Raw genomic sequence first — 15567 nt, 5'->3', positions numbered from 1 at the left:
CGGCCGCAGCTCAGTCGCTCAGCAGCTCGGTAGCTCAGTCGGCGATCAGGAGCCGGGCCGCGGCCGCCGCGGTGCGCGGGCCCACGCCGAGCGCGAGGGCGGCCCGCAGGTCCTCGCCGGTGTCCACGTCCTGGCGTACGGAATCGACGCCGTCGAGCGCGAGTTCCACCGCGCCGGAAGCCGCGTGCCTGGCCCGGGACGCGGTGCCGAATACCGGCCGCAATTCCGTTCCCGCCGCCGCGGCGAGCAGTGTCGTGCCGATTCCGGCGGCATCGGGCAGGAAAGCCCGGGGGAATTGGGCGGCGCCGTCGAGCACCCGGGCCAATTCCAGGGGGCGCAGCGCCGGTAGATCGGCGTTCAGGGCCGCGACGGCGACTTCGGGCCGTCCGGCGCGCACGGCGGCCGTTCCGTGCCGCAGAGCGGCGTTCAGGCCTTCTCCCGGTGCGTCGGGGACGATCCGCGCGCCCAGCGCGGCCAGCTCCCGGCCCGCCAGGGTGTCGTCCGTGACGACCACCACATCCCGCACCGCGGCACAGGCCGCCACCGCGGCCACGGTGTCCTGCGCGAACGCCAGGGCGAGACCCGGTCGCAGGCCGTCGCCCGCGGTCGCCGCGAGCCTGCTCTTGGCACGCGCCAGCGGCTTCAGAGGGATGACCAGGGTCCACTGCACGAGCGCTCCGTCCTTCGCGTCGCGCCCATTGTGACCTGCCCGGGGGTGAGGGCGGTGAGGGTGGCCGAAGGTGCTTTCCGGAGCGGCTCGGTATAGGGGCGGTGGCGGGAGACGGGTGGGCGTACGGTGTTCTCGACAGATAGGCAGCCTGGGGTGACACTCGTGCGGCCGACCAGGTTCTTGGAGGAAGGTGTCCCGCGTGTCCCGCCGCAGAATCGGCTTCTGGTACCGCCTTGCGGCGGTGATCGCAAAACCGCCGCTGGTGGTTCTGTTCAAGCGGGACTGGCGTGGAATGGAACACATTCCGGCCGACGGCGGATTCATCACGGCGGTGAATCACAACTCGCATATCGACCCGTTCTCGTACGCGCACTTCCAGTACAACACGGGACGGGTGCCGCGTTTCCTGGCAAAGGACGGCCTTTTCAAGGGCGGTTTCGTCGCGAAGGTGATGAAGGGCACGGGCCAGATCCCGGTCTACCGCGAGACGTCGAACGCGCTGGACGCCTTCCGCGCCGCGGTCGACGCCATCGAGCGCGGTGAGTGCGTCGCGTTCTACCCCGAGGGCACCCTCACCAGGGACCCCGACATGTGGCCGATGACCGCCAAGTCCGGTGCCGCGCGGGTCGCCCTGAAGACCAAGTGCCCGGTGATTCCCGTGGCCCAGTGGGGCGCCAACCTCGCCCTGCCGCCGTACAGCAAGAAGCCCTCCTTCTTCCCCCGCAAGACCCTTCAGGTGAAGGCCGGAGCCCCCGTCGACCTGTCGCGCTTCTACGACAAGGAGCCGACCGCCGAGGTGCTGCGCGAGGTGACCGAGACCATCATGGCCGCGATCACCGAACTCCTGGAGGAGGTCAGGGACGAGAAGGCCCCCGATACGCCGTACGACCCGCGCAGGGCACGGCGTGAGCAACGACGCAAGGCGGCGGGTGCCACCGCACCGCCGAGCACCGCAGAGAGCACCCCGGAGGACAGCAAGTGACGAACCCCGTGAACGCGGCGGGTCCGGTGAAGGCCGCCGTCTTCGGAACGGGCTCCTGGGGTACGGCTTTCGGCATGGTGCTCGCCGACGCGGGGTGCGACGTCACCCTGTGGGGCCGTCGCGCCGAACTCGCCGACGCGGTCAACTCCACCCGCACCAACCCCGACTACCTGCCCGGTGTCGAGCTCCCGGAGAACCTCAGGGCGACCACCGACCCGGCAGAGGCCGCCGAGGGCGCCGACTTCACGGTGCTCGCCGTGCCCTCGCAGACGCTGCGCCACAACCTCGCCGCGTGGGCCCCGCTGCTCGCCCCCGACACGGTCCTCGTCTCGCTCATGAAGGGCGTCGAGCTCGGCTCCGCGATGCGGATGAGCGAGGTCATCGAGGACGTCACCAAGGTCCCCGGGGACCGCGTCGCCGTCGTCACCGGGCCCAACCTGGCCCGTGAGATCGCCGCCAGGCAGCCCGCCGCCGCCGTGGTGGCCTGCCGGGACGAGGCGGTCGCACAGCGCCTCCAGACGGCCTGCCACACCCCGTATTTCCGCCCGTACACCAACACCGACGTGGTCGGCTGCGAGCTCGGCGGCGCCGTCAAGAACGTCATCGGGCTCGCCGTCGGCATCGCGGACGGCATGGGCCTCGGCGACAACGCCAAGGGCTCGCTCATCACGCGCGGCCTCGCCGAGACCACCCGCCTCGGCCTCGCCATGGGCGCCGACCCGCTGACGTTCGCCGGACTCGCGGGCCTCGGCGACCTCGTGGCGACCTGCTCCTCGCCGCTCTCGCGCAACCACACCTTCGGCACCAACCTCGGCAAGGGCATGACCCTGGAGGAGACCATCGCGGTCACCAAGCAGACCGCGGAGGGCGTCAAGTCCTGCGAGTCGGTGCTGGATCTGGCCCGCAGGCACGGCGTCGACATGCCGATCACGGAGACGGTCGTCGGCATCGTGCACGAGGGCACCCCGCCGGTGGTCGCCCTCAAGGAGCTCATGTCGCGCAGTGCCAAGCCCGAGCGTCGCTGACTGTTTTTGGGACAGCGGGTACTCTCGACGCGATATGAGCAGCGAGAACCTCCCCCAGAGCCCTGAGCAGCACCCCGAGTCGAGCTCTGAGCGGCCGCTCCGCAAGCCGCGCGTGGCCGTCGTGTTCGGCGGCCGCAGCTCGGAGCACGGCATCTCCGTGGTCACGGCCGGCGCCGTGCTCAGCGCGATCGACCGTGCCAAGTACGACGTGCTGCCGATCGGCATCACCACGGACGGCCGTTGGGCGCTGACCGCCGACGAGCCCGAGCGGATGGCGATCGCCGACCGGCAGATGCCGAACGTGGACGACCTCTCCGACTCCGTGGAGGGCGGCGTCCTGCTGCCGCTGGCCCCCGGCGACCGCGAGGTCGTCTACAGCGAGCCGGGCTCCGTGCCCAAGGCGCTCGGCGAGGTCGACGTCGTCTTCCCGATGCTGCACGGTCCCTACGGAGAGGACGGCACCCTCCAGGGGCTGCTCGAACTCTCCGGAGTGCCCTATGTCGGCTCCGGAGTCCTCGCCTCGGCCGTCGGCCAGGACAAGGACTACATGAAGCGGGTGTTCACGTCCTTCGGGCTGAACGTCGGCCCCTACCTGGTGATCCGCCCCCGCGAGTGGCAGCAGGACGAGGCCGGTGCCCGGCAGCGCATCGCGGACTTCGCGGGCGAGCACGGCTGGCCGCTGTTCATCAAGCCCGCGCGCGCGGGCTCTTCGATCGGCATCACGAAGGTCGACTCCTTCGAGGGCCTGGACGAGGCGATCGCCGAGGCGCAGCGCCACGACCCGAAGATCCTGATCGAGGCGCTGCTGCGCGGCCGTGAGATCGAGTGCGGCGTCCTGGAGTTCGAGGACGGGCCGCGCGCGAGCGTCCCCGCCGAGATCCCCCCGGTGCAGACGCACGACTACTACGACTTCGAGGCGAAGTACATCGACTCGACGCCCGGCATCGTGCCCGCCCCGCTGACGCCCGAGGAGACCGCGGAGATCCAGCGGCTCGCGGTCGAGGCGTTCGACGCCGCGTCCTGCGAGGGCCTGGTGCGCGCGGACTTCTTCCTCACCGAGGACGGCCGGTTCGTGATCAACGAGATCAACACGATGCCGGGCTTCACGCCCATCTCGATGTACCCGCAGATGTGGGAGAAGAGCGGCGTCAGCTACGAAGAGCTGGTGGACCGCCTCATCCAGGCCGCCCTGAACCGCTCGACGGGCCTGCGCTGAAGCTCGCGCCGAGGGTGCGCACCCACGACGCGCACCGCCCCCGAGGGGATCAGGCGATCCCCTCGGGAATGGTCTTCTTGATGGGCCCCGCGAAGTCCGTGAGCGGCCCGAGACCGCCCCCCGTCCGCTCCTCGGGCAGCTTCACCTCGACGTAGGCGAGACGAGCCCCCGTGGTGAAGGTGTACGAACCGTCGTCGTTCTTCTGCAGGAGCCAGGCGACGCCGTTCACCTTCACGCCGTTCTTCGCGGCGTAGTCGGGATCGATCATCTCGGGGGGCCGGGGCACACCGCAGCGCAGTATGATCGCCGGGTCTCCCCACCCGGCGGTCAGCTCGGACTCGGGCCCCGGGTCGGTGCGCTCAAGCCCTTCGACCTTCTTCGGGAGTTGCTCGTGCAGGTCCCGGCAGAGCCCTGCGGCCTTGGCCTTCGGAGAAGGAACCACCACTGACGCCTCGTCGTCCGTAGAAGAGCAGGCCGCTGTCGTGATCAACAGGGCGAGGGCGGACGTTCCTATGAGGCAGCGGCGCCGGAGACGGGGGATGTTCACCGGGCCAGGGTAGACGGGGGCTACAAGTGCACGACCGGGCAGGTCAGAGTTCGGGTGATGCCGTCCACCTGCTGGACCTTCGCGACCACCATGCGGCCGAGTTCGTCCACCGTGTCCGCTTGTGCGCGCACGATGACGTCGTAGGGTCCGGTCACGTCCTCGGCCTGAATCACTCCCGGGATCTTGCCGATCAGCTCGGCGACGGTCGACGCCTTGCCGACCTCTGTTTGGATCAGGATGTACGCCTGTACCACGGAACCTCCAGGGCGGCCACGAGGATCATGTGGGGAGAAGGGACGCCACGGTACCGCGTCACCGCTCGTCACGGGGAGACCCGGGTGAGCTGTGGCGCGCACATCGTGGTGGACGGACAACACAAGTTGACGGTCACGTCGACCGTACCGACGACAGTGGCGGCTCGCGACCGGGGGCCGGGCAGCGCGAAAGGGCATGGTGAGACTCGGTGAAGGGAACCGTGGGCGAGTTGGGGGAGTTCGGGCTCATCAGAGAGCTCACCTCCCGGCTCACCTCCACTCCGGCCGTACGGCTCGGTCCCGGCGATGACGCCGCGGTGGTGTCCGCTCCGGACCGCAGGGTCGTGGCGAGCACCGACATCCTCCTGGAGGGGCGGCACTTCCGCCGCGACTGGTCCACCGCGTACGACGTGGGCCGCAAGGCGGCGGCCCAGAACCTCGCGGACATCGCGGCGATGGGCGCCGTGCCCACCGCGCTGCTGCTCGGCCTGGTGGTGCCCGCCGAACTCCCCGCCAGCTGGCCCGTCGAGCTCATGGACGGCCTCAGGGACGAGTGCCAGGTCGCGGGCGCGGCCGTCGTCGGCGGCGACGTCGTACGCGGCGACACCATCACCGTCTCGATCACCGCTCTCGGCGATCTGCGCAACCACGAGCCGGTCACGCGCGCGGGTGCCCAGCCGGGCGACGTCGTCGCCGTGACGGGCTGGCTCGGCTGGTCCGCCGCCGGACACGCGGTGCTCTCGCGCGGCTTCCGCTCGCCCCGCGCCTTCGTGGAGGCCCACCGCAGGCCCGAACCGCCCTACCACGCGGGCCCCGCGGCCGCCGGGCTCGGCGCGACGTCGATGACGGACGTCAGCGACGGGCTCATCGCCGACCTCGGGCACATCGCCGACGCGAGCAAGGTGCGCATCGACATCCGCTCCGGAGACGTCGACGTGCCCTCCCAGATGAACGACATCGGTCAGGCCGTCGGCGTCGACCCGCTCCAGTGGGTGCTCAACGGCGGCGAGGACCACGCGATCGTGGCGACCTTCCCGCCGGACGTGAAGCTGCCCGCCCGCTGGAAGGTCATCGGCGAGGTCCTCAACCCCTCCGCGCTGCCCCAGGTGACCGTGGACGGCGCCCCGTGGACAAGCAAGGGCTGGGACCACTTCGGGGACAACGGAGACGCCGAGTGACCGCGCCGCCGCGGGTGCTCACCGTCGCCGGATCCGACTCCGGCGGCGGCGCGGGCATCCAGGCCGACCTGAAGACGATGCTCGCCCTCGGCACGCACGGCATGAGCGTCGTCACGGCGGTCACCGCGCAGAACTCCCTTGGCGTGCAGGGGTTCTGGGAGCTGCCGGGCGAGGCGGTGCGGGCCCAGTACCGCAGCGTCGTCGACGACATCGGCGTGCGGGCCGTGAAGACCGGGATGCTGGCGTCGGCCGAACTGGTCGAGACCGTCGCCGAGTTGCTCGCGGGCACGGACGCGCCCACGGTCGTCGACCCGGTGGGCGTCTCCAAGCACGGCGACTCGCTGCTCGCGGCCTCGGCCCTCGACTCCGTCCGTACGAAACTGCTGCCTCGTGCCACCGTCGCGACGCCCAACCTCGACGAGGTCGCCCAACTGACCGGCGTCCACGTCGAGTCGGAGGACGGGCTGCGCCGTGCGGCCGACGCCGTCCTCGCGTACGGACCCCGGTGGGTGCTCATCAAGGGCGGCCACCTCCGCGGTGACGCGGTGGACCTGCTCACCGACGGCTCCGAGGAGCACGTGCTGCGCGCCCCGCGCCACGACAACCGTCACACGCACGGCACGGGCTGCACGCTCGCCAGCGCGATCGCCGCGCAGCTGGCGAAGGGCCAGAGCGTCCCCGAGGCCGTCGCCGCGGCCAAGGAGTACGTCACCGGGGCGATCGCCGCCGGGTTCGCACTCGGCGGCGGGATCGGCCCGGTGGATCACGGCTGGCGGCTCGGCGGGGCGTAGTCCTTGAGCGTGATGTCGCTCGCGGCCTTCTCGGTCAGCCTCTTGAAGAAGCCCGCCAGGAGGCGGGAGCTGAGCACGCGGTACGTCCGGTCGCGGCTGCGGATCTTCCTCTCGGTCGGCGGGGCGAGGAAGGGGCCCGCGTTGCCGGAGATCTTCTGGCAGCCCTTGGCGTAGTCGCGGACCTCCGCCTCGTACGCGGCGAAGGCGACGCGGTGCTCGCCCCGCGCGGCCGCGAGCTCACCGGCGAGGACGTACGCGCAGACCAGCGCGGTGCCGGTCCCGATGCCGCCCATCGTGGCGCCGTACCCGGCGTCCCCGAGCAGGACCACGCGGCCCTGGGAGAGCCGGTCGACGTGGATCTGCGCGATGGCGTCGAAGTACAGGTCGTCGGCGCTCTCCAGGCCGTCCAGGGCTCCTGCCGCGTGCCGCCAGCCGAGCCCCGCGAACCGGTCGGCGAGGATCTTCTTCTGCTGCCCGAGGTCGTGCCGGTCGTAGTCGAGCCGCTCGGAACCGAAGACCAGGCCGACCCCCGCCCTGGCCGGGTCGGCGCCGTAGTTGCTGAGCATGAGGGTGCGGCCGGGTTCGCTGTAGATGCGGGCGGTGCGGTCGAGACCGAGGTGGTTGGGGGCGTCGAACCCCGCTACGTAGTAGTTGAGGAAGCGCAGGTACCGCGACTCGTCGCCGAAGGCCAGGCGGCGCGTGTGGGAGTGCAGCCCGTCGGCGCCGACGACGAGGTCGAACCGGCGGGGAGAGCCGTGGTCGAAGGTGACGGCGACGCCTTCGGAGTCCTCGGTGAGGGAGGCGACGGAGTCCCCGAAGACGTACTCCACCCGGTCCTGGGTGCGCTCGTAGAGGATCGCGGAGAGCTCGCCGCGGAAGATCTCCACGTCACCGCTCATCAGGAACGCGGGCAGATCCACCCGCTCCGTGTCGTCGGCCTCGACGAGGGTCTGGCGGCCCATGTGGGTCTGCCTGCGGTGGACCTCGTCCCAGATGCCCATGCGGCGCAGTACGGTGCGGTGCGCCTCGCCCCGGAAGTCGACGGCGAAGCCGCCCCTGCGCAGCGCGGGCGCCTTCTCCAGGACGGTGACGCGCGCTCCGTAGCGGGCCAGCCAGAGGGCGAGCGCGGGGCCCGCGACGCTGGCCCCGGAAATCAGGACGTTCAGGTGGGCGAGGCTGTGGGTGGCGGTCGGTGCCTGGTTCTTCGTGCTCTTCGTGTTCTCCGTGCTCTTCGAGTTCGTCATGCCAGGAAGCGTCCGGGGTGGCGCTGACCGTTCGCCTACCGTTGCCTGACCGCCGATGACCGAAGGCTCCTGCCCTCCTCGAAGGCGCTCTCGTAGCGCTCGGGGGACAGCCGCGCGCGGGCCGCGTCCGCGACACCCACGACATCGGGGTCACCGGCGATCGACGTGCCGCGCAGGCCGTGCGCGGCGCCGAGGAGCCGGGCGCACTCCTCGGGAGCCGCGGCGACGGCCGCGAGCGCCTCGGCCACATCGGCGAGTTCACCGGTGTCCGTGGCCAGGACGCGGGCCTGCTCGAACCAGTCGGCGGCCTCATCGGCGCGGGACTCGGCGAGCGCGGCACGGCCCATGCCCACGAGCGTCCGCACGCTCTGCCCGAGGCTGAACCAGTTGGCGGCGTACGCCTGAAGGGCCGCTTCGTAGTGCTCACGCGCGCGTGACGTGTCACCGGAGCGCCGGGCCACGTCACCGAGCCCGCGCAGCGCCGTCGCCACCTTGTCGGGGACTCCGGCGGTGCGGGCCAGCTCGGCGGCGCGCGCGTAGTGGGCGGCGGCCGCCGCGAGGTCGCCCCGGTAGAGCAGGACCGTGGCGCGCTGGTGCAGCAGGTCGGCGGTCTCCTCGGGGGCCGCCAACTCGCCGACGTGCACGAGGCCTTCGTCGAGCAGATCGAGGGCCAGGTCCCGCTCGCCCCGCCAGTGCGCGAACATCGCCAGCGGATCGAGGCAGTTGGCCATGCCCCAGCGGTCCCCGGTCTCCCGGAACCCGGCGAGGGCCCGCGCGAACGCCGCGTCCGCCGCGTCAGGACGGCCCGCGAACTGCTCCTGGAAGCCCAGACCGAGATCGAGCAGCGCCACTCCCCAAGGGTGGTCGCCGACCTGCGCGCGCACGCGGTCGGTCATGCTGTGCTCCGGTCCGCCCGTGACCGACCACTGCACGATCAGGTGCGGCAGCCTGAGCGGCCCTTCGAGCTCGGCGACGAGACGGTCGGCGTGGGCGAGGCGCGCCGGTTCCGCGGGATCGGCGCCGTCGCCCGCGAGCGTGTTGATCACGCACAGGGCGTACTCCTCACCGAGGCCCTCCGGTGGCTCGGAGCCGACCGCGTCCAGGAGTTCGATCGCGCGCGCCGTCCGTTCCCCGTTCAGGCCCCGCAGCCGCCAGAACCAGGAGAGGGCGGCCAGCAGCCGCAGCCCGCCGTGCGGGTCGGCGCGGGTCAGATGGCGCAGCGCGGCGTCCAGGTTGCCGCGCTCGGCGGAGAGCCCGGCCAGCCAGGGCAGCTGGTCGCCGCCGCGCAGCATCGGCTCGGCCCGCTCCGCGAGACGCAGGAAGTACCCGGCGTGCGCGTCGCGCAGCCGGTCCTCCTCGCCCGCGTCGGCGAGCTGCCCGGCACAGAACGCGTGGATGGTCCTGAGCATGCCGTAGCGCCCGTCGGCCACCTCCAGGAACGACTTCTCCGTGAGGGAGGCGAGCAGGTCCTCCGGATACGGGATCCCGCAGACGGCCTCCACCGCGTCGAGCGTCGCCCCCGAGGGGAACACCGTCAGGCGGCGGGCGAGCTCCCGCTCCTCCTCGTCGAGCAGCTCCCAGCTCCACTCGACGACCGCGCGCAGCGTGCGGTGCCGGGGCGCCTTCGTGCGATCGCCGCGCGAGAGCAGCCGGAAGCGGTCGCCGAGCCGCGCGGCGAGCTCGTCCAGGGTGAGCGTGCGCAGCCGGGCCGCCGCCAGCTCGATGGCGAGCGGAAGGCCGTCGAGGGCCGCGCAGATCTCGTCGGTCAGCCGCCTCTGGTGCTCGTCGTCGGCGCCCGCGTGACCGGGCCGTACGGCGGCCGCCCGGTCGGCGAAGAGCCGGGCCGCGGGCCCGGCGGTGAGCGGCGGCACCGGGCACAGGACCTCGCCGGTGATGCCGAGCCCCTCGCGGCTGGTGGCCAGGACCCGCACCCCGGGGCAGGCGCCGAGCAGCAGCCCGGTCACCTCGGCCGCCGCGTCGACGAGGTGCTCGCAGTTGTCCAGGACGAGCAGCGGCGCACGCCCGTGCAGCGCGGACAGCAGCCGTTCGGTGGCGTCACCGCCCGGTGTGTGCAGGCCGTCCCGCACCCCGAGCGCGGTCAGGATCGCGTACGGCACCTGGGCCCCGTCGGCGAGCGGCGCGAGCTCCACGAAGCAGACGTCGGGCAGCGCCCTCGCGGCCTCGACGGCGAGCCGCGTCTTGCCCGCGCCGCCGGGCCCGGTGAGCGTCACCAGACGGGTGTCCGCGAGGAGCGCGCCGATCCTGGCGAGCTCGTCGGCCCGCCCGATGAATCGCGTCAGCTGCGCGGGCACGCCCCGCTGTCTGGCGGGCTCCTGTCCCCGAAGCAGCTCCAGGTGGAGCGCGGAAAGACCGGCCGAGGGATCGGTGCCCAGTGCGTCGGCGAGCGCGCGCCGTGCCTCTTCGTAGACCGTGAGCGCCTCCGCGGGCCGCCCGCCCGCGTGCAGCGCCCGCATCAGCTGCCCGTACAACCGTTCGCTCAGCGGCTGCCCGGAGAGCAGCTCCCGCAGTTCCGGTACGAGGTCGGGGCCGCCGCCCAGGGCGAGCTCGGCGTCGATCCGGTCCTGCCCGGCGGCCAGGCGCATCTCGTCGAGGCGGGCCAGGAGGGCGGCGGCGTCCGGCAGATCGGCGAGGGCTCGGCCCCGCCACAGGCCGAGCGCCTCCCTCAGGAGCGCGGCGGCGCGCGCGTGGTCACCGGAGCCGAGCAGCCGTCGCCCCGCGCGGGCGAGGTGCTCGAAGCGGTGGAGGTCGACGTCCTCGGGGGAGACCGCGAGCCGGTAGCCGGTGGGGACCGCCTCGATGTCCAGGCCGAGGCGCTTGCGGAGCCGGGAGACCTGGGACTGCAGGGCGTTCGCGGCGCCCGCGGGCGGCTCGTCGCCGTAGAGCCCGTCGGTCAGCCGCGCGAGGGGGACGGTGCGGCCCGCGTCCAGGAGCAGCAGCGTGAGCAGCGCGCGGGGGCGCGGTCCGCCGGGGTCCAGCGGGGTGCCGTCGGGGGCGCGTACGTCGAGCGGGCCGAGGATGCCGAAGCGCATCCGCCAGATTCTGGCAGCCGCCACGCACGCGTGGGGGCGGGTGGGCGGGCATACGAAAAAGCCGGTTCCCCGAAGGGAACCGGCTGATTCAGCAACCAGCTAGATGGCCGCGCTGGCGTCAGCGCGAGACCTTGCCGGCCTTGATGCACGAGGTGCAGGCGTTGAGGCGCTTCGGCGTCCCGCTCACTACGGCACGCACGCGCTGGATGTTCGGGTTCCAGCGACGGGGCGTACGGCGGTGCGAGTGCGAGATGTTGTTGCCGAAGCCCGGCCCCTTGCCGCAGACGTCGCAGTTGGCAGCCACGGGTCACTCCAAAGACTTCAGATGCACTTACGGTTAAACCCGGCATGCCGGGATCAGTGCAATGATCGGGGTGGCGTTGCCAGGAGGAATGTCCCGATGAGTATCGGGCAACCGGAGCAGCATACAACGACCGCTTCGGTACAACGAAACTACCACGGTCCGCCCGGCCCCCGCCCCGGCCCCCGTGTTCACCCTGGGTCTACGCTGCGTCCATTCCGGATGGTCAAGGAGGCGAACAGGTGCCGCAGAACCTCGACGCGGTCGCGGTGCGCGCCTGGTCCCGACTGGCTCTGGACGCCCTCGGCAGGGCCCGCGAGGAGATCGACTCGATCAACGTCTATCCGGTCGCGGACGGGGACACGGGAACGAACCTCTATCTGACCGTGGAATCGGCGTCCCAGGCGGTCGACGCCGTGTTCACGGGGCACGAACCGTCCCGCCCCTCACTGGCGGAGACCGTGCGCGCGATGGCTCACGGAGCGCTCATCGGGGCCCGCGGGAACTCGGGCACGATCCTTTCGCAGCTGCTCCGGGGGATGGCTCAGGTCATCGGCGGCGCCGAGGGCGAAGGCGATGTCCTTGAGGCGGAGCGGGCCGGTGGCCGTGAGGCAGATCACGTCGACGGGCGGACCCTGGAGCGTGCGCTGCGCCGGGCCGCCGAGTCCGCCTACCAGGCGGTCGCGCACCCGGTGGAGGGCACCGTCCTGACGGTGGCCACCGCCGCGGCCGATGCGGCGGCGGCCGCCGAAGGCGACTGCGAGGCGGTGGCAAGGGCGGCGTACGAAGGGGCCCGCGCGGCCCTGGAGGCGACGCCCGGACAGCTCGCGGTGCTCGGCCGCGCCGGAGTGGTGGACGCGGGCGGCAGGGGGCTCGTCGCGGTCCTCGGGGCGCTGGTGGGCGCTCTGGCGGGGGAGACGGTGGCTCTCAGGGGCGCGGCGCCCAAGGGGGCGGCGGTCTCCAGGAGCGCGGCTTCCAGAAGCAGTGGCCACGCACGCGTGGAGCCCGTCGAGTGCGACGACCTCCCGATGGAGGAGGGCGGTCCCGCCTTCGAGGTGATCTACCTCCTGGAGGCGGAGGACACCGCCGTCGCCCGGCTGCGGAGCCGCCTGGACCGGCTCGGCGACTCGCTCGTCGTGGTCGGCGGCGACGGCCTGTGGAACGTCCACGTCCATGTGGACGACGCGGGTGCGGCCGTCGAGGCGGGCGTGGAGGCGGGCCGCCCGCACCGCATCCGCATCACCCACTTCGGGGTGGGCGACGCGCACACCACCGCGCAGCCGCCCCGGGAGCGCGCCCAGCGGGCCATCGTCGCCGTCGTGCCGGGCGAGGGCCTCGCGGGCCTCTACGCGGAGGCGGGGGCGACCACCGTGCCCACGCGCGTGGGGGAGCCGCCCGCCAGCGGTGAACTCGTCGACGCGATCCGCCGCGCCCACGCGCGCGAGGTGGTGCTCCTGCCGAACGACGCCGAACTGCGGCACACCGCCGCCGCGGCCGCCGCCCAGGCCCGCACGGAGGGCGTGCGCGTCGCGCTGATCCCCACCCGCTCGGCGGTCCAGGGCATCGCGGCGCTCGCCGTGCACGAGCCGGACCGCGGCTTCGACGAGGACGTCGTCGCCATGACGTCGGCGGCCGGCGCGACCCGGTACGGCGAACTGTCCGTCGCCGAGCGGCAGTCGTGGACCATGGCGGGCATCTGCCAGACCGGGGACGTCCTCGGCCTGATCGACGGCGACGTCGCGGTGATCGGCTCGGAGGTCGCACGCACCGCGGCGGGCGTCCTGGACCGGATGCTGTCGGCGGGCGGCGAGATGGTCACGCTCGTGCTCGGCGAATCCGTGCCCGACACCGTCGCGGAGCACCTGGAGAAGCACGTGCGCGAGGCGTATCTGGCCGTGGACACCGTGGTCTACCGCGGCGGCCGCCAGTCGGCGCTGATGCTGATCGGCGTGGAGTAGCCCTCGGCCGAGACCGGCGCGATCCGGCGGACGCAGGCGGGATTCGGGGGACGTTCGGCGGATTGTCAGTGCTGTGGTGTGCAATGGATCTCGTGCCCGCGCTCGAAGAACCCCTGAAGAAAGTGGTCGGTCCCGCCACCGCGAAGGTGATGGCCGAGCACCTCGACCTGCACACGGTCGGCGACCTGCTGCACCACTACCCCCGGCGCTATGCCGAGCGGGGCGAGCTCACCCGCCTCGCCGAACTGCCGCTCGACGAGCACGTCACGGTGGTCGCCCAGGTCGCGAGCGCGCGCATCCTGACGTTCAACGGAGGCAGGGGCCAGCGCCTCGAAGTCACGATCACCGACGGCAGCGGCCAGGTCCAGCTCGTCTTCTTCGGCCGCGGCATCCACAAGCCGCACAAGGACCTGCTGCCCGGCACCCGCGCGATGTTCGCGGGCAAGGTGTCGGTCTTCAACCGCAAGATGCAGCTCGCCCACCCGGCGTACGAACTGCTGAAGGCGGAAGGCGACGAGGTCGGCGAGGCCATCGGCTCCTGGGCGGGCGCCCTCCTGCCGATCTATCCGGCCACCGCCAAGCTGGAGTCCTGGAAGATCGCCAAGTCGGTCGACATGGTGCTGCCCAGCGCCCAGGAGGCGGTGGACCCGCTGCCGCCCGCCCTCCGCGACGGCCGCGGCCTCGTCCCGCTCACCGAAGCCCTCCTGAAGATCCACCGGCCGCATTCGAAGGCGGACGTCGCCGCCGCGAGGGACCGCCTGAAGTGGGACGAGGCGTTCGTCCTCCAAGTCGCCCTGGCCAGGCGGCGGTACGCGGACGCGCAGCTGCCCGCCGTCGCCCGCAGGCCCAAGGAGGGCGGCCTCCTCGACGCCTTCGACGCCAAGCTGCCCTTCACGCTCACCGAGGGGCAGGAGAAGGTCTCCAAGGAGATCTTCGACGACCTCGCGACCGAGCACCCGATGCACCGCCTCCTCCAGGGCGAGGTCGGTTCCGGGAAGACGATGGTCGCCCTGCGCGCCATGCTCGCCGTCGTGGACGCGGGCGGGCAGGCCGCGATGCTCGCGCCCACCGAGGTCCTCGCCCAGCAGCACCACCGCTCCATCGTCGAGATGATGGGCGAGCTCGCCGAGGGCGGCATGCTGGGCGGCGCCGAGCAGGCCACCAAGGTCACGCTGCTCACCGGCTCCATGGGCGCGGCGGGCCGTCGGCAGGCCCTGCTCGACCTGGTCACCGGCGAGGCGGGCATCGTCATCGGCACGCACGCGCTGATCGAGGACAAGGTCCAGTTCCACGACCTGGGCCTGGTCGTCGTCGACGAGCAGCACCGCTTCGGCGTCGAGCAGCGCGACGCCCTGCGCGGCAAGGGCAAGCAGCCCCCGCACCTCCTGGTCATGACGGCCACCCCCATCCCGCGCACGGTCGCGATGACGGTCTTCGGCGACCTGGAGACGTCCGTCCTCGACCAGCTCCCCGCAGGGCGTTCGCCGATCGCCAGCCACGTCGTCCCCGCCCAGGACAAGCCGCACTTCCTCGCCCGCGCGTGGGAGCGCGTGCGCGAGGAGGTGGAGAAGGGCCACCAGGCGTACGTGGTCTGCCCCTGCATCGGCGACGACGCCGACGAGCCCGCGGACCCGAAGGCCAAGAAGAAGGCCGCGAAGAAGGCCGAGAAGAAGGCGGAGGAGGAGGCCACCGCCGAGAAGCGGCCGCCGCTCGCCGTCCTCGACGTCGCCGAGCAGCTCGCCCGCGGCCCGCTCCAGGGCCTGAAGGTCGAGGTCCTGCACGGCCGCATGCAGCCCGACGACAAGGACGCGGTGATGCGCCGCTTCGCCGCGGGCGAGACCCAGGTCCTGGTCGCGACGACGGTCATCGAGGTGGGGGTGAACGTCCCGAACGCCACCGCGATGGTGATCATGGACGCGGACCGCTTCGGCGTCTCCCAGCTGCACCAGCTGCGCGGCCGCGTCGGCCGTGGCTCGGCCGCGGGCCTCTGCCTCCTGGTCACCGACATGCCCGAGGCCAGTCCCGCCAGGGCCCGCCTGGGTGCCGTCGCCTCGACGACCGACGGCTTCGAGCTCTCCCGCATCGACCTGGAGCAGCGCCGCGAGGGCGACGTGCTCGGCCAGGCCCAGTCCGGCGTCCGCTCCAGCCTGCGGATGCTCGCCGTCATCGAGGACGAGGAGGTCATCGCGGCCGCCAGGGACGAGGCGGTCACCGTGGTCGCCGCCGACCCCGACCTGGAGCGGCTGCCCGAGCTGCGCACCGCGCTCGACGCCCTGCTCGACGCCGAGCGCGAGCAGTACCTCGACAAGGGGTGAGGCCCGTGCACGCCATATCGTGGGGTGAGCCCATCA

13 protein-coding genes are annotated in these 15567 nt (G+C 72.5%); 7 read left to right on the top strand and 6 right to left on the bottom strand.

Annotation, left to right across the window (positions count from 1 at the left end; translation table 11 throughout):
* Positions 1-34 precede the first annotated feature (34 nt).
* Positions 35-670 carry a 2-phospho-L-lactate guanylyltransferase gene (cofC, locus tag CP970_RS12270; RefSeq protein WP_055552741.1) on the bottom strand — a complete coding sequence of 212 codons (636 nt, stop codon included), beginning with the start codon at positions 668-670 and terminating at the stop codon, positions 35-37.
* A 199-nt stretch (positions 671-869) separates the two neighbouring features.
* Between cofC and CP970_RS12265 the strand changes: the two genes are divergently transcribed.
* From CP970_RS12265 to CP970_RS12255, 3 genes are all read left to right on the top strand, one after another.
* Complete coding sequence (locus CP970_RS12265; protein WP_055552739.1) at positions 870-1652, top strand: lysophospholipid acyltransferase family protein; 783 nt, start codon at positions 870-872, stop codon at positions 1650-1652.
* Positions 1653-1726: 74 nt separating this feature from the next.
* Positions 1727-2677, top strand: coding sequence for an NAD(P)H-dependent glycerol-3-phosphate dehydrogenase (locus CP970_RS12260; RefSeq protein ID WP_055552777.1), 951 nt, complete (start codon positions 1727-1729; stop codon positions 2675-2677).
* 34 nt (positions 2678-2711) lie between these two features.
* Positions 2712-3893 (top strand): D-alanine--D-alanine ligase family protein, encoded by a 1182-nt coding sequence (locus CP970_RS12255; RefSeq protein ID WP_055552737.1) that lies wholly within the window; start codon positions 2712-2714, stop codon positions 3891-3893.
* Positions 3894-3942: 49 nt separating this feature from the next.
* On the opposite strand, the gene CP970_RS12250 is transcribed toward CP970_RS12255, so the two are convergent.
* A complete protein-coding gene (locus tag CP970_RS12250) occupies positions 3943-4440 on the bottom strand; it encodes a DUF3515 domain-containing protein (RefSeq protein WP_055552735.1) in 498 nt (165 codons plus the stop codon).
* A gap of 20 nt (positions 4441-4460) precedes the next feature.
* Positions 4461-4694, bottom strand: coding sequence for an Lrp/AsnC family transcriptional regulator (locus CP970_RS12245; protein ID WP_016642988.1), 234 nt, complete (start codon positions 4692-4694; stop codon positions 4461-4463).
* Positions 4695-4903: 209 nt separating this feature from the next.
* On the opposite strand from CP970_RS12245, the gene CP970_RS12240 reads away from it, so the two are divergent.
* Both CP970_RS12240 and thiD read left to right on the top strand, forming a co-directional pair.
* Positions 4904-5872 (top strand): thiamine-phosphate kinase, encoded by a 969-nt coding sequence (locus tag CP970_RS12240; RefSeq protein WP_055552733.1) that lies wholly within the window; start codon positions 4904-4906, stop codon positions 5870-5872.
* On the top strand, positions 5869-6663 hold the full coding sequence (thiD, locus tag CP970_RS12235; protein ID WP_055552731.1) for a bifunctional hydroxymethylpyrimidine kinase/phosphomethylpyrimidine kinase: 795 nt from the start codon (positions 5869-5871) through the stop codon (positions 6661-6663). Before CP970_RS12240 ends, thiD begins: the two co-directional genes overlap by 4 nt.
* On the opposite strand, the gene CP970_RS12230 is transcribed toward thiD, so the two are convergent.
* The 3 genes from CP970_RS12230 to rpmB all read right to left on the bottom strand — a co-directional run bounded on the left by CP970_RS12230 (position 6636) and on the right by rpmB (position 11261).
* Positions 6636-7907 carry an FAD-dependent monooxygenase gene (locus CP970_RS12230; protein WP_055552728.1) on the bottom strand — a complete coding sequence of 424 codons (1272 nt, stop codon included), beginning with the start codon at positions 7905-7907 and terminating at the stop codon, positions 6636-6638. The genes thiD and CP970_RS12230 overlap by 28 nt on opposite strands.
* 35 nt (positions 7908-7942) lie before the next feature.
* On the bottom strand, positions 7943-10957 hold the full coding sequence (locus tag CP970_RS12225; RefSeq protein ID WP_150493284.1) for a BTAD domain-containing putative transcriptional regulator: 3015 nt from the start codon (positions 10955-10957) through the stop codon (positions 7943-7945).
* A gap of 118 nt (positions 10958-11075) precedes the next feature.
* Positions 11076-11261 (bottom strand): 50S ribosomal protein L28, encoded by a 186-nt coding sequence (gene rpmB, locus CP970_RS12220; protein ID WP_016642993.1) that lies wholly within the window; start codon positions 11259-11261, stop codon positions 11076-11078.
* 212 nt (positions 11262-11473) lie between these two features.
* Here rpmB and CP970_RS12215 point away from each other — a divergent pair, with 212 nt between their 5' ends.
* Together CP970_RS12215 and recG are read left to right on the top strand one after the other, a co-directional pair.
* Entirely contained in the window at positions 11474-13216 is a 1743-nt protein-coding gene (locus CP970_RS12215) for a DAK2 domain-containing protein (protein WP_398656923.1), read from the top strand.
* A gap of 83 nt (positions 13217-13299) precedes the next feature.
* A complete protein-coding gene (gene recG, locus CP970_RS12210) occupies positions 13300-15531 on the top strand; it encodes an ATP-dependent DNA helicase RecG (RefSeq protein ID WP_055551077.1) in 2232 nt (743 codons plus the stop codon).
* The last annotated feature ends 36 nt before the right edge of the window (positions 15532-15567 follow it).

It is taken from the genome of Streptomyces kanamyceticus (assembly GCF_008704495.1).
In the GTDB taxonomy this organism is placed as follows: Bacteria; Actinomycetota; Actinomycetes; order Streptomycetales; family Streptomycetaceae; genus Streptomyces; species Streptomyces kanamyceticus.
This window is presented reverse-complemented; position numbering and strand designations above follow the sequence as displayed.